Below are 14567 nucleotides of genomic sequence, written 5' to 3'. Positions count from 1 at the left end.
CCGCACCGTGCGGATAACCCGGAAGGCGCTGCGCATCAGCTCCAGCTGTTCGGCTGCATCTTCGCCCATATCCGTCATCCGCCAATACATTGAACAACAGCAAAGACCTGGTTAGGTGGAAAACCGCGCCTTATTCCCCGCCCTGAAGGACGGGGTTTTACGGCGCACCGGATAAATTGTAATGATATGAGCCTGACGCATACCCAGCACATCAACGGCCTCGTCTGGTGTTGATGTATCATGTACTTTCACGAGCCATTTCTGACAGAAATAATTAGCTCGTATGAGCTGTGCGAGCCTGCTTTGTGATGCCGCAAGGCGGCATAGAGGCGCCAGCTGATGTTCAATATGGTTCAGTGAGTGACTGGCGCCGGAACCCGGCTCAGCCGGTTACAGGTCTGATAGGTTTAATCAATCAACCTTTCATACTGCTAAGCTTATTCCAGTTTAAAGTAACTCAGGTGCTGCTGTGCGTGGTCGGAGTGGTCACGACAAGGCGTAGCCGTAGTCGGGGCGTATCTCCGCGTTAGCGGGCCGAAAGGGCCGCTTACGAACGTGTATGAAAAACTTGCAGCGATATTTTTCATAGTTGCAATCTAATTTAATTACAACATCCAGTATAAAGTTGCTCTGTTCCGGGCCTTTGGCCCGGAGCGGGGCGGCTTTTAGTGGTCTGAGAGGGGCACAATAGTTAAGACGGGCTCCGGGTTTTCTTCTAAATATTTGTATGTTGTAACTAAAAATATTCATGCTAATTCTGTACCTCCCTGCCCTTCTGTCCCCGTTTTCCACAGAACTTATCCCATGAATAAAAAGGATTTTTATGAATATCTGTATAAGGCGAAGCCTGAATATATTGCAGATAACGAGAAGCTGATTGCGGATAAGCCGTTGTTCTTGTTTGCAGATAACAGTGGATAATCGGTATGGCAGAAGATCCGCTGCCTCAATAGCGTGGGGTTAACGCGATAACACTGAGATGATTTAGGGGACAATGAGCCTGAAAGATGGCCTGGACGTGGGAGAGCCTCCGCTGGCGGGCGGATACATGAGAATGGTCGCTAATGGTGAGCTGGAGGTGTGAGATTTACCAGTTCGAGCTGGTAGAGCTGTTGCCAGACCATTTTTTCGAACTGCTGGAGAGTCAGAGTGTGTTTACCCAGATGTTTACATAGATCTTCTGCGACCTGGCGTTTACGTTCATCGAAGGGCAGAGCGACCAGCCGCTGGCGCTGTTTCTGTGCAATCGCCCGCGTACGCCGGCTGAGGATGGTCTGGTGACGCATATTATCATACCAGCGCCGTCGGGCAGCCCGAACAGACAGGGTCTCACCTGGCTGGAGAATTCCCTCAGAAATCGCCCGAAGCCGCTCTTCCTGCTCGGACCGAAGTTTGTTCAGGTCAATGCCGGTCAGGCGCCAGCCTGTCTCGGTAATGATGACATGTATGGGAAATCGACACCCGTTCACAGAGTCCCACTCCCCTTCTGGCACACTAATAACCCCAAATCGTGCCAGTTCATTAATCAGGCGTGAGATCCGGGAAACAGTGACTGCCTGTTCATGAAGGATATTCCCCTGCTCATCACGCGGACTCAGGTCCGCAGCCAGCCTGCTGATGTTTACAGTGACAATACCCGTCGCCAGGTCCACCTTATTAATTAACAACACAAACAGTGCATCCAGCAAACGACGCCGCACTTCCCGGAAGGCACGTTTACGACCACTCAGCGGCCGCAGAAATGTAAACAGCGGATCGGCAGATACCCGGCGCCGGATAACCCATTCACCGGTGGTTTTATCCCTGACCATCAGATTACGCAGCGCCCGGCCGTGTTCCTTACTGAGCGGCTTATAGTGCGACGGTCGTACGTAGACAGGGTTCAGGCATTTGCAGGTCGTGGAATGCGTACCCCGATGGCGTTTGTCCATAGAAATGCGCTCAGTCACACAATCCTGCACTTATGTTGTTCAAAACAGGTTGAATTATTGTGGTCATAATTCTATCCTCACCAGTGGATACAACCTATCCACAGGTACTGTCGTGAACCCCGTTAATCTCTTTTCTTGTCGCGAAACTTAGGGGAGATTTTCGGGGTTTTCTTTTTCTGATGCGTCAATGATGTGACGTATCAGCTCCCTGCCACTTGTGGCGTGGCCCGCCGGTGAAATGATATGTGCGTACAGACTTATACCGCGGAGAAACTCCGCAGTATGGTGCTCCTGATATGTCAACAGGGCTAATAGCGTTGGTTTAGCGGTGCCTCAGTAGCACGCCTGATAGCGAGAAGGTATTGCGGAAATCTTCAGCGCTGAGAGCTGCAACAACAGGTACGACAACGTTACCCGGTGCTTGTCTGAACGCCTTTTACTCTTTTCTTATGCCAGGCTACGGATACTCAATATCTGAAGAAGTACGCTTTTCATGAAGACGTAACTGGCAGAACTGGTGCTCCTCTTGTGTTACCTGCCCGGCAACCTGCCCGTCAGTACCGTAACGAAAAGCGCCTGGCATGGATAACTGGAGGTAATTTTCAGTACGGGTGATGGTTTTCAGGCAACGCCGTAGTACTTTACGGGATAAATTCAGTTTTCGGGTTTCCACATCCCTGTACATATCACTCAAAATACCGATCTTCATCAGACGACAGCCGTGATGTTCAGGGTCAATCAGTGCTGGCCAGTGGGTCCTGATGATGGCAATTGCGTCTTCCTGTGACATCAGGCGTGGAGAACGGCCATGCATCCCAGGAGACGGAACAATAGTGCCCGGCGCAGGCGTTACGTCACACTGGACAGTGGTAGCATTCTGCTCCCGGGCATCCCGCTTATCCCTGTAGAGCTTGCTGGCTGAAGGCTTTGTAACAACAATTTTTTTCCTGCCCGCGGGTACCGGTGAGGATTTATTGCCAGAGGCCTCCTCAGGCTTTCGCTTCAGGGACAAGACGGGGCGTTCATTACTCACTGTGACAATCCTTTTTCAGAGCCCGGTAGCAAACAAACCAATGATGAAAAGATGCGCTGAATACCCGGTCACGAAAAACCAGCCCGATAATAGACGTTTGTTTCCCGCACAGGTCAGTTTCTGAACCGCAGCAACAGTTACAACTGAAAGTATACTCCCCGACAGGGCATAAATGGCACCTGCACTATGGTTCAGCACATACGCCACGCAACACCACAGAACAATGAATAATCGTGCATTTTCTGACGCAGCCACCCGAAACAACGCAGCGCTGGCCAGTAACAGCAGTAATCCACGCACCTCATAGCTGGTTGATAAAAAAGGCAACAATGACAACGCCAGTAATGCTGAAAGCAGGTTTTGCCTGGAGGTGTCATCCGCCGCTTTCAGTACCTGCCCGGCAACACCAAACGCAAACAGAATATTCAGATTAAACCAGGGGTACCCCACGCTTTCAAAAGCAAACCAGTAGGGTGGCTGGCACAACACAGCATAAAACCACATGCGATTAAGCGCAGACTGGCGAACCGGGTGACGGTTGATATTGCATCCCCAGACAAACGCAAACAGAGGGAATGCCATTCTCCCTGCCAGCTGTAATTCAGGTATGCCAGGGCCGAACACCTTACTGACGTGATCGGCCACCATGGCCAGTAACGCAATTATCTTCAGCCAGTCGAGCCCTGCGGGCGACACTGGCACAAATGCCATCATATCTTGTTTACGGTTATTCACAGGGCATCCTGTCGGTCAGGAGAGACAGAGTGGTATCGATGCCGGCGAACAATGCCGGCCCGGGTCGTGTGTTTCTGTCCGGAACTGTCGGTGTTATTCAGGTTGAGGCGGAGCGCAGCCTGGCGAGCACCGAACACCCTGAAGAAAAGCGGCAGGGGTTCGTTTACCCCGCCAGGGTTTTCTCCTTCACCAGTTCCCGTTCGTTCTGACGTAACTGCCCGACTGGATCTGACTTTTGTTCCCTGGCTGCTTCATGGCTTTCCTGCTGTCTGGAAACCGTTTTTTCAGCCACTTCTTCGCGATGAAGCTGCTCTGCCACCTGCCGTTCCGCATCATCAGCGCGGCTTTCTTCAGACGGATTACGATGCTGACTGACTTCATTATCCAGTGCTTTTTCCAGCCTCTGCTCTTCCGGGGTTTTCAGGCTCAGGGGGTCGGCATCCGCTTTCACATCACCGCCACTGATTCGGCGGGACAGCCACTCTGCGGGCGCCCCATCCGCACGGATGATGATCCCGGTTTCCTGATTATCCGCTGCCAGTTCCCTGGCCTCCTGCAGCGTCTGTACCACCATCGTTTCACCGTTCTGACTCGATCGATACAACACATTTACCGCTTCTTCACTGCCCAGATGGCGCAAAGTGTCGGCTGGCCCCTCCAGTCGGCCATCATCACTGAGCCGGAGTTCACTGAGCCCCACGGCCCGCTGATGACCATGATCATCCCAGACAGGCCAGGCCACATGCGGTGCCGGGTATTTCCGGCTACCGCTGATAAACCGGGCTTCACTGCCTTCCATACCCTGCTCTTTCAGCAATGCCCTGCCCAGCGCACTGTCCGAGAGAGGTTTCCCTCTCTCCCAGACGGCCCGCGCAACGTCAGCCTGGCGATCATCGTCCTTACGTAAAATATCGTGCGCTGTAAGACGCTCGTTGCCGGCAGTAACGCTCGCGGTCCACTTGTCCAGATTGTCGGAATAGACCTGCACATGCGCTTTGACACGGGACAGTGCCACATAAGCATCCCGGTGAGAGGCCAGAAACCGGCGACCACCTTCCACACCAGCCAGGGCAATCACATAGTCCTCACTGGCCCCCTGGGCTTTATGCGCCGTGCCGGCATAGCCGTAATCGATGTGTCTGTCGGCCATCTCTTCCCCGGGTTTCAGTACCCGACGCTCATCTCTCCGGGCGATATGAATTTCCCCCTCCGGAGTGATAGCCTCCACCGTCCAGGTCCTGTTGGCTTCACGCCCCCGTTCCTTGTCAGAGCGGGAAAAACTGATTTTCTCTCCGACAGAAACAGCTATTTCCCGGGGTTCAAATATGGCGACATCACGCAGGCTGCTCTCAAACGCGCTGAAGGGATGGTACTGGCCAGTATCATCAACCAGCGTGACATATCCCCCACCCCAGCTCCTGGCACCCGTACGGAGGGTGTAATAGTCGTTATTGATAAGAACAACCTTTCCACTATGTTTTGCCATTCCCGAAACGGACTTCAGGTGGTCTCCATGGGTTTTAACCCGATCCAGAACAGAAATCGTGACCTGACGCCCCAGCTCTCCCTGTGCCTGCAGGCGCTCATGGATACGGGCATTGATGGCATTCTTGTCATTGTTCATCTGGGCAACAATAAGTGTACGGGCCCGTGCCTCTGTCGTGCGACCGGTAAAGTCTTCGACGATGGCCTGGATGACCTTATCCCCCTGTTCTGCCCGTTCCTTACGCGTCTGTACAAATTCCATCACCGACGATACCGGCGCCTTCATCCCACTCAAACGCTCAACGGTGTCCGGCGTAACACTGCGGATAACGTTCAGTGCTTCGGGTACCTGACGCTCAATCATGCTGTATATGGCCGGTCGCAGTGCCGGCGACTGACGGACAATATCCTGCATAATGGCCGTATCCAGCGCACTGCGGCGCTGCATCAGGGCAAACGGTGCCCCGCTGTCTACCGACAGCAGCTGATCGCGGTCACCGCTCAGCACTGCGCGTCCACCTCCGGCGACTATCTGGCTCATGGCGTCGGCTGTATCGCGGTTCCCCACCATAGAGGCCTCATCCACGATAAACACGGTCTGACTGAAATCCGGTATATCTCCGGCCTGCAGCCGCCGTTCAGTTTCCATCAGGAAGCTGGCCACTGTCTGCGCCTTCACACCGACAGACGCCATTTCACCTACTGCCCGGTGTGTCGGCGCCAGCCCCACGACCTCAGGACGCTGTCCGTCCGGCAGTGTCTCCAGTGCCGCCAGTACGCTTTTCAGCTGTGTGGTTTTTCCCACCCCGGCGTAGCCCTGAATACCGATAAACCTGTCGGTGTTCTCCAGGATCAGACGACCTGAGGCCTGCTGGCCCTCCGTCAGGCCACTGAATATACCCGGGTCAACATCTGCCATCAGGGGCGACTGCGTATTTTTCCCCTCTGCCACCATCCTGAGGATTCGGGTTTCCGTCTCCAGCGTCGTGGCCGTAACATACTGCTGCTGTACCTGACCTTTCATGCCCGGTACCGGGATAAGTTCCCCCTGCTGAATCTGCCGGTTCAGTTCCTGATCGACACTCTCCCGGGTCAGGGAGGGATGCATGGGCAGTGCACTGGCCATGACATCGAGCCGGCTGAACACCACCTCACTGCCCTGCGTGACAGCGATGGCCTGACGTACCGATTTCTCCTCTACGGTCATCAGTGAATCCCGGGCCGCATCCAGCGCCTCAGGCAACGCACCTCTCTGTGGATTGACCTGACTGAGCACCGGGCGATACAGCGGGGACTTTGCCAGCTTTACTTCAGCATCAGACAAAGATAGCGGCGTATAGAGCTTCAACTGGTCACCGCCCCGGGCCAGCGTACTGAGCATCGCTGCGCTGGTATCACGACCTGCCACGGCCGCCAGCACCAGGCCACTGTTTTCCTGGCGACTCCCCGGCGCAGTCACATAGCCATAGGTCGCTTTGATCCCCTCTGCCGTGGCGAGTCGGTGGCGTTTACCGTTATGCTCCACCGTCAGTGCACGATCGGTAACTTTCAGAACAGTGACGCTGTCACGTGCCTTAAAACCATCATGACGGGCCAGCAGGGTTAATGACTCACCTTCAGCCACCGTGATAGCTTCCTGCCGATACAGCCGCCACTGGCTGTCCATCTGGCTGAGTTTTACAGCCTGTGTAACACCCTGCGCATCCTGAAGCGTCAGCGTACGCGTGGCGGCACTCACCCGGGTGATGGTATACCGGTTACCGGCGCGACCGTGTTCACCGGACTGTTCCAGTACCATGCCTTCGCGGTAACTGTCCGTCTGCCGGCGGGATTTACTGTCCAGCCACTGCGGTATCAGGGACGAAATGGTCACGGATTTCTCACCCAACAGGCCCTGCGCCTGAAGGACCTGACGAATATCCCTGGTCAGGGCCCGCTGCTCCCGTTCTCCGCTGACCTGAGCCAGCACACGTTCTCCCTGCTTCCTGAAAGCGGCAAAATCCTGCGCCAGCGCCTCATAACGCTGACGCTTATCCGCCACGCTGTGTACCTCTACTGCAATACGGGCTTCACGCGCCGGACTGATACGCGACACGCCGGCATCTTCCAGCGTCTGCAGGGTATTACCGGTACCGGTACGACCGGCGCCGTCCATCAGTAACACCTGTACATTTCGCTCCCGGGCATAACTGAGAACCGTAACGGCATCCTTCACGGACAACTTCTCCGCCTGGCTGATAATCAGCGTGCTGTCCGTGGTCAGGTGTTCTTCCTGCAGGTCCCTGACGTTAACCACGTGATTTGCCATCAGGGGGTGTTCCTTCAGCCATCGTTCCCCGACGCGATCGGTAGCCAGTACGGTAAACGTGCTCCCGCGTGACTGTGCAATACCGGCCGCATCAAGAATATTCGCCTGCATCACCTGACTGCCTCCACGACTGCTGACGACGGCCAGTGGCAGCGGATTACTGGCCAGTGACGCCAGCCGGTTATCTGCAGATACCGGACCGTGACGGGCGGCCACCACCTTATTCTCACTGAGCATTCTGTCAGCCAGCTGCTGTGCGCTGAGTTCATTAAGCAAATGAAGTGATGACGTGAAGGTACCTTTTTCACGATCGAGCGGAATTAACCGCTGATCCCCAATGGCACTGTCAATCGCCTCCCGCACCTGTTCAGGTGTTCCCTTCTGTACAGACAGCAGGCTCAGGGACGCGGACAGGACCTCCGAGTAGGTAAACCGGGTCCGCTGCTCGCTCAGTCCGGCAATGGCCAGACCGACGGCATTCCCGATTTCGGCACCGGAAACAGGGGAGACAGAATGCTCTGTACGCCCCTGCGCTGCCCGTTCATGAGCAGCCTGCCGGAAGCGTCCCATATCGAACCCGGCCTTATCGAGCCGTGCATACCAGTCAGTCAGCAGTTCGTCCTTATCGGGATTTCGCTCTTTACCGCGGCGGGTATCCAGTGCGGCAACGTCCCGGGATTTCAGGGATGCGCTGTCACCTACGGCTTCCCTGATCTGCTGACTTCGCTGCGAGAATGGTGCCACCGGCATGCCTTCAATTTCCCACAGACCGTTCTTCCCGGTTTCCACCGTGATATACCCCATCGACTCCACAGACTGACGAAGCTCATGGCGATAGATTTTCCCGAGCGCTACCTGCAGGGAATAAACGGTCTCAATAAACCCCGCTTTATTACGGGTGTCGCTTGATAAGGTGCGCCATTTACCTTCCAGTTCTGTGGCATTCAGCACGATAAGGTGCGTATGCAACTGTGGGTCGAGTTCCCGGGAGGTATCATGGTTAAAGGCCGCCGCCAGCATTTTTCCCGTCAATGCCAGACTGCTGTGGCCATCCTCCATTACCCGGGTGGTGATCATCTTTTCAATTTCACTGGCCACCACACCGACAGCGCGTTTATGTGCATCCAGAATGGCCTCGTCCCCACCGACCACCGCCAGAATGGACACACTCTTTGGCGCTGAAAAAGTCAGGTCATAACCCGGGCGGTGCGTATTTTTCCCGCCCGTCATCCTCTCCAGACTGATGTCCCCGGGCAGACGGCCGGCCAGCGCTTCAGAAAAGTCGCGCTCACTCACGCCACCTTCCAGCCCCAGCGTTTTAGCCCCTTCCCCCATCCACAGGGACTCCATATTGCCCAGAAAGTAATAATTGTCCTTATCGGTGTAGTATCCCGCCGCACCGGCAGCCACAGAGCCAATACTGAGCATTACCAGCGGTCCTCCCTGTCCTGTTCATCGTGGTGGCGTGGATGATCGAGAATATTTTTCTCCTCCTCACGCATCTGACGCTGCATATCCGCCTGGTACCGGACGTACTCTTCTTCACCAGGTGCTTCCAGAACCTCACCGGTTGTGACGTCCACCTGCAGGCCGTCAAACTCCTGTACCACGCCGCCAGTATGTTCTCCGGCCGTCTCTCCTGAAGCTGTGGCTGTGGCTTTAGCTTTCTTCGTATTGAGGCGAGCCACCACGGCTGTGGCGGCAGTACTCGCCGGATGGTCTCCCGGTGCAGCTATCGTTTCTGTCGGGTTACCCGCAAGAGCCGCCGGTTCGCCAAACGCGGACGACAGAAGTCCCTGCATACCCGGGCCTTCGGCTTCCCGCCGCTCAATTTCCTCTTCGATTTCCTGGTCCAGACTGTCATTGAGATCGCGGGGCAGCAGCTCAGCAGCAATAAACGGCATCTGCTCGTAGACCATATCCATCCTGACCACCGGGTACTGACCCGGCAACGTCACGTAACAGCTCAGGTCCGGCAGAGACTGGATATCGGAGTAGTTCACCAGATACAGGTCTTCTTCCTGCTTACTGAACGACACGCCGTCACGCACGGTTTCAGCGCCATAGCTGTACTGCTCGCTGAACACACGGGCTCGGCGTTGTCCCAGCTGGCGCATCACATAGCTGGCCACTTCCTCATCCGGTGAGCGGAAGAAGAACCGGGTATTGAGCAGGTCCATCATGGCGCTGGCAAAATCAGAACCATAAATCACATCCAGCTGCGGCTTGTTCTGAAACCCCAGCACAAAGCAACCGCCGAATTTGCGACCTTCAGCCAGTACGCCGGGCAGCTCCGGCAGCTTGTGCAGGGAATAAAGCTCGTCGTAGATAAACCAGACGCGACGGTTCGGGTTTTCGCCCATCTCCAGCAGACAGTTCGCCGCCTGCGCCAGCCACATTGAGATAAGGGGTTTCAGAGATTCGTGCTGACGGGAATTACTGGTGATCCACAGCCAGCCATTGCGACCTGGCTCATTGACCTGCTTCATCCACTGACGGATGGCAAAGGGCGGTTTACCGCTGCGCTCAATCCCCTGCAGATAACGCAACGCTTTTACATAGTTGGTTAGTACGCCACGGATAGAGATGGCGGTTTTCTCCACCTTCTCTTCCATCAGGTTGGTGGCCTCGGTGCCGGCCACATATTCACGTAGCGCCTTAAGGTCGATGGCCAGCAGGGTACGCAGCAGGCTGTTGTAACTGCGCTTTGCCTCTTTCGACCAGCGATACGCCACGGCTGTAAAAATGGTCCGGGCAGCCCCGGTCCAGAAGGGGTCTTCTTTAGTGCTCTGGGGAATGAGTGTATTCCCCATGGAGTCGTAATCCGGGGTACTCTGGCACTCCAGAGCCATATCCCAGTTTTCACAGCGCTTATCAATTGGGTTAAGCAGCTTATCGACATTCTCATTATAATGGCGCTTTACCAGTGAACAGCCCTTGTCATAGACAATCACCATGTCGCCACGCGCACGCAACTGCTGCATCAGTTTATTCAGGGCGTTCGATTTTCCTGCCCCGGGTGTGCCGTGCATGACCAGGCTCTGCACTTCGGAATTCAGCATCAGATGCAGATCGTCAAAATGAAAGGATGAAGCCTCTCCGCGTTTTTTCATCTCACGGGTGACAGCCTTTACATCATCGGTTAACTGACGACCACCCACCACATCATCCTGCGCCTGTCGCTGCCCTAAGCGATGCAGATAGCGATACACGCCATATGCCATCAGCAATACAATGCAGCTCGCCCAGAACAGTGACAGGAACAGCTCCTGCAGGAACAGCTGACCGGCATACTGCATATACTCATCCTGGAGGATGTTATCGGAGGTAAATTCCAGCATGTCACCGTCAAACGGCACGCTGTACACCGGCGGCACCCGGTACAGAGCCTTTTCACCGCCGTGAAATAACCACAGCCACCAGTACAGGCCACCGTTGCGGATTTCCTGCCACGGTACCTTTAACCAGAAAATAAGTGGGGTAAGAATAAAAAACGTATTTACCAGCCAGAATGAAATACGCTTATTCACCTGCATGAACATGTTCAGCATATAGCTGAATACCTGTCCACCTTGCGTAATATGCTTGGCAGAATTCATGATGTTCTCTAATTTATATACGGAGTTTTGCAAAAATAAAAGTAAGCGCACTTATTCAGTACGCATTAATTAATCAGAAAAAATCTAGTTAATCTTTAAGGTGACCATAAGAATTGCCCTCAACATCTACCCCCCCATTCATATAAAGCCCTGTCGTAGGGTTAAAATCACAGCCCTCATCATTATCATTAAAATAACCAGGAGTTACGACACGAGTATCTTTCCAGGACGCAAAGCAAAATGTCACATATGATATTAACATTGCCAAAATAGACCAACCACAAGGGGATGAGTCTGCTTCAACCCATCCAAAACTAGAAATAATCACAAATATAACAAGCGAAATAATCAATTTCCTTTTAATAAGATTAAAAATATATTGCTTACCTATATCAGGCTTTGAAACCGCAAATAAAACAGAGAGAGTCATTACAAAAAAAACAAAACCAAATAACAGCATAGTATAAATACCGTATAGATTAATAACATCCCAGCGCTTCTTAAATAAAATGATAAGCCCAATATTAATCCACCAAACGATAGGGAGAAACAATGTATACAATTGCCATTTTTTCATTATTTTTTCCTCTTACTATCTTTCATCATATCCTTCGCCATCTGTTCCATTTCAGATTTTGATGCCGTACCTGGAGCAGTATCCAGCTTCTCCTGTTGAGTAGCTTTCTGTGTATCAAAATTTTTCTGTTTATTCTGATACTCCGCTTCAAAACTGGTATACGAAGACTTCACTTCACCTTCATTTTCACTTATCAGATTACGATTACTGCTGACATGGCTGTTCGTGTCATTTATTAAATTCCTCACATTTTCAGAAATATCACCCTTATCTCTGACACCGGCTTTATCAGCGTTTTGGTTAATTTCCGCTGTCTGATTAGCAAACTCCTGTTGTAAGTTTCCTCTCAGGCTTGTTGGTGCTGACACTCCGCCTATACCATCAGATAAATGTTGTTTATCTGATTGATATTTCTGACGTAGTGACGGCAACATTCTCTCCTCTGCGAACTGTTCAGCAAGACGCTCCCGTTCCATTCTGACCTCCGGACTTGATGAATCTGTCAGCAAACGATCGGCGTCGGATGAGTGATATGAGCGCACATATCCAACAAACTCCTGAGTGTAATTGCTGCGAATCGCCGCACTATTGTTTTCTACGTAGCTGGCCATTTGAGAGTATTCATGGCTACGATTGATAGCATCATTGTACTGGGTAGCCTGAGTGCGCATGTCACTGAGCGTAGAACCCAACTGATTGGTAAGGGAGCCTGACTCATTTTCAGCAAAACTACCAGTTTTTGATGCTCTGTTATTGGTGATTACATCAATAGAATCCCGAATATCTTTTAGTTCCTGCGCGCTAAAGTCCCTGCTGTTTCCTGAGCGACTCGACAGGTCACCATCAATACTATAAGAGTCATTTTTAGTACCCTTTTTGTCGAGCGCTACATGACCTTCGGCATATCCACTCAGCCCGGTTCCAAGTTTCACCGCTTTCCCCCACACAGCATTTCCGGTATCAAAGCGTCCACCTGCAGAGGCTGCCGCAGTAGCAGAATTACTGACACTTTTCTGTACTGCTGTTTTCAACGCCTCGGACTCACTGATATTATTATCCTTCGCATATCTGGATACGAGATTATGCAATTTACTGACCGCAGCAGTTTCACTTGTTCCCGTTGATTTATCCGCTCCGGATGTCATGGTATTACTGTTACCACGCTGACTTGCCCACTGTGATAATTGTGAAGATCCCAGGCTGGCACTATGCCCCAACGATTCACTCAGGCTCTGAACCTGACTCATTGCTTCACGCTGCTGACGCTGCAACCCACTGCTGGCCAGTTTATCCATCTGAATATCCAGCGGGAGTTTCGAAATACTTTCCGAGGTGTTATAAACACTGCCACCATCGGCAGTCCTCATCACAGAAGCCCCGCTCGCCAGTTGCTGCGTCATTTGCCCTTCGCGGTGTGAATAGTTCGTATCCCACTTATTCCCCGCCACGTTATCCATCTGCATGTTATTGAAGGACCACAGCCCGTCGCCGGCACGGGAGGATTCTGTTGTGGCGGTGCTGTTGATGGCCGTTCCCAGATAGTTACCGGCCTGCGACATCACAGTACCAAACCCTTTGGCTATCCCTATCGCCAGGAACGGGATGGACACCGACAGCCATCCGGCCACGGCACCAATATCGGCATGCGTTTCTTTTATGCTGGAGAGGCTGGCCAGATTGAAATTCAGTGCCCCACTTTCAGTACGCAGATACATATCCACGGCGTAATTGAGGATCGCAAACATCGGCGCCCACGACTGCAGGTAAATCCAGGAGCAGATATACAGCTTCAGCATGTTGGTGGTCAGGACGTGAACCGTCGCCAGCAGAATAGTCAGCGGAAACAGGCCTATCACCATTGCCAGCAGCACAGTATTCAGCACCGGAATGTACTTCACGGCAATATCTGCCGACGCAGACTGACTGAGACGCATCTTGTTATAGGAGCTCTGGGAAGCGAGATTAATCAGGCTTGCCGCATCACCACTGTTGGCACTGTAGGACGACAGCCCCTGACGAATACCGTTCATCACCACGCTGGCACGCATGATTTCACTGGCCGTGCGACCACCGCCATAATAGTAGTTATAACTGTCCGCCATCAGGGTACCGAACAGTACATCCGTTGATGGCGATCCTCCCATCGCCTTCAGCGCCTTCTGGCTGTAGTAGCGCCACGTGCTTCCCCCGGTCGAAGTATCGGCATTAAGCCGGGTACTCAGTGGAGAGGCAACGTCCTGGCAGGTTCTGAATCCCGCGCCCAGAATGGTGTTGCCTGCCGTCACCATAATGCCGCGCAGCGGGCTGGGATTTGAGAAAATCAGCTCATAGGGTGCCGAATGGTGCATTAACTCTTCGAGCGTGTACTTGTTGTTGAGCAATATATCCCCGACCACACAGTTGCGGACGTAGGCGGTAAACAGCTCCGCGACATTGCCGTCCTTGAACGTGAAGTCTGTGGCGCTCACCACCAGGGCAGAGCCAAACAGCATACCGGTCCTGCTGTACGTGACAGAGTCAACGGTATGGAACACTGCCTCCATCCCTTCCGTCAGGCCGGTACCAATACCGGTGATAAACTTCGCCGGCGCAGCCAGACCGACAGGTACGTTCGCCACGGTGGCCACCCAGGTCGGATTGGATCTGTCGATAATCTGTACTGTCCGTTTCGGGATGATCATGACACTGGTCAGCAGGATAAAAAAGGCGATGAACTTCAGAAACTCCTTCGGATCGTGCCCTTTCAGGTAGACGGCAAACAGCGTCATCACCGAGATCAGTGCCGCAATGCGAAACATTGATGACCAGGTTGTGGTCCCAAAGATTGTCGCCACCCCGTTGAAAATCGCCGTGATAAACTCACCGCCGGCCAGTACGTATACCGCGTCCATGTGTCCCC

General features: G+C 53.2%; 7 protein-coding genes and 2 pseudogenes. 1 reads left to right on the top strand and 8 read right to left on the bottom strand.

The window, feature by feature from the left end; genetic code table 11:
* A pseudogene (locus AQ981_RS28265) lies at positions 1 to 69 on the bottom strand (hypothetical protein); the annotation flags it as partial.
* On the opposite strand from AQ981_RS28265, the pseudogene AQ981_RS28595 reads away from it, so the two are divergent.
* Positions 38 to 234, top strand: a pseudogene (locus AQ981_RS28595) (IS200/IS605 family transposase); the annotation flags it as partial. The pseudogenes AQ981_RS28265 and AQ981_RS28595 overlap by 32 nt on opposite strands.
* Positions 235 to 1061: 827 nt before the next feature.
* On the opposite strand, the gene repA reads toward AQ981_RS28595, so the two are convergent.
* The 7 genes from repA to traG all read right to left on the bottom strand — a co-directional run bounded on the left by repA (position 1062) and on the right by traG (position 14559).
* The gene (gene repA, locus AQ981_RS23595) at positions 1062 to 1949 is read right to left on the bottom strand and encodes a plasmid replication initiator RepA (protein WP_249226381.1); all 888 of its coding nucleotides are present in this window, start codon (positions 1947 to 1949) and stop codon (positions 1062 to 1064) included.
* 439 nt (positions 1950 to 2388) lie between these two features.
* On the bottom strand, positions 2389 to 2964 hold the full coding sequence (locus tag AQ981_RS27465) for a ProQ/FINO family protein (protein ID WP_121500724.1): 576 nt from the start codon (positions 2962 to 2964) through the stop codon (positions 2389 to 2391).
* Positions 2965 to 2979: 15 nt separating this feature from the next.
* Positions 2980 to 3699 (bottom strand): type-F conjugative transfer system pilin acetylase TraX, encoded by a 720-nt coding sequence (traX, locus tag AQ981_RS23585; RefSeq protein WP_058914210.1) that lies wholly within the window; start codon positions 3697 to 3699, stop codon positions 2980 to 2982.
* Positions 3700 to 3862: 163 nt separating this feature from the next.
* Positions 3863 to 8920: a conjugative transfer relaxase/helicase TraI gene (gene traI, locus AQ981_RS23580; protein WP_058914209.1), complete on the bottom strand. Its 5058-nt coding sequence runs from the start codon at positions 8918 to 8920 to the stop codon at positions 3863 to 3865.
* A complete protein-coding gene (traD, locus tag AQ981_RS23575) occupies positions 8920 to 11043 on the bottom strand; it encodes a type IV conjugative transfer system coupling protein TraD (RefSeq protein ID WP_249226380.1) in 2124 nt (707 codons plus the stop codon). Before traD ends, traI begins: the two co-directional genes overlap by 1 nt.
* A 136-nt stretch (positions 11044 to 11179) precedes the next feature.
* Positions 11180 to 11668: a hypothetical protein gene (locus AQ981_RS23570; RefSeq protein WP_058914207.1), complete on the bottom strand. Its 489-nt coding sequence runs from the start codon at positions 11666 to 11668 to the stop codon at positions 11180 to 11182.
* Positions 11668 to 14559, bottom strand: a complete 2892-nt coding sequence (gene traG / locus AQ981_RS23565) for a conjugal transfer mating-pair stabilization protein TraG (protein ID WP_058914206.1) — start codon at positions 14557 to 14559, stop codon at positions 11668 to 11670. The genes AQ981_RS23570 and traG overlap by 1 nt, the downstream gene beginning before the upstream one ends.
* Positions 14560 to 14567: the final 8 nt, after the last annotated feature.

It is taken from the genome of Entomohabitans teleogrylli, assembly GCF_001484765.1.
In the GTDB taxonomy this organism is placed as follows: domain Bacteria; phylum Pseudomonadota; class Gammaproteobacteria; order Enterobacterales; family Enterobacteriaceae; genus Entomohabitans; species Entomohabitans teleogrylli.
The sequence above is the reverse complement of the archived record's forward strand: the minus strand, read 5'-3'. Positions and strand labels throughout refer to the sequence as shown.

Bases quoted from the DNA above. Each gene is read 5' to 3' on its own strand.
- traG (WP_058914206.1), bottom strand. From the start codon at position 14,559: ATGGACGCGGTATACGTACTGGCCGGCGGTGAGTTTATCACGGCGATT.
- traD (WP_249226380.1), bottom strand. From the start codon at position 11,043: ATGCTGAACATGTTCATGCAGGTGAATAAGCGTATTTCATTCTGGCTG.
- traI (WP_058914209.1), bottom strand. From the start codon at position 8,920: ATGCTCAGTATTGGCTCTGTGGCTGCCGGTGCGGCGGGATACTACACC.
- AQ981_RS23570 (WP_058914207.1), bottom strand. From the start codon at position 11,668: ATGAAAAAATGGCAATTGTATACATTGTTTCTCCCTATCGTTTGGTGG.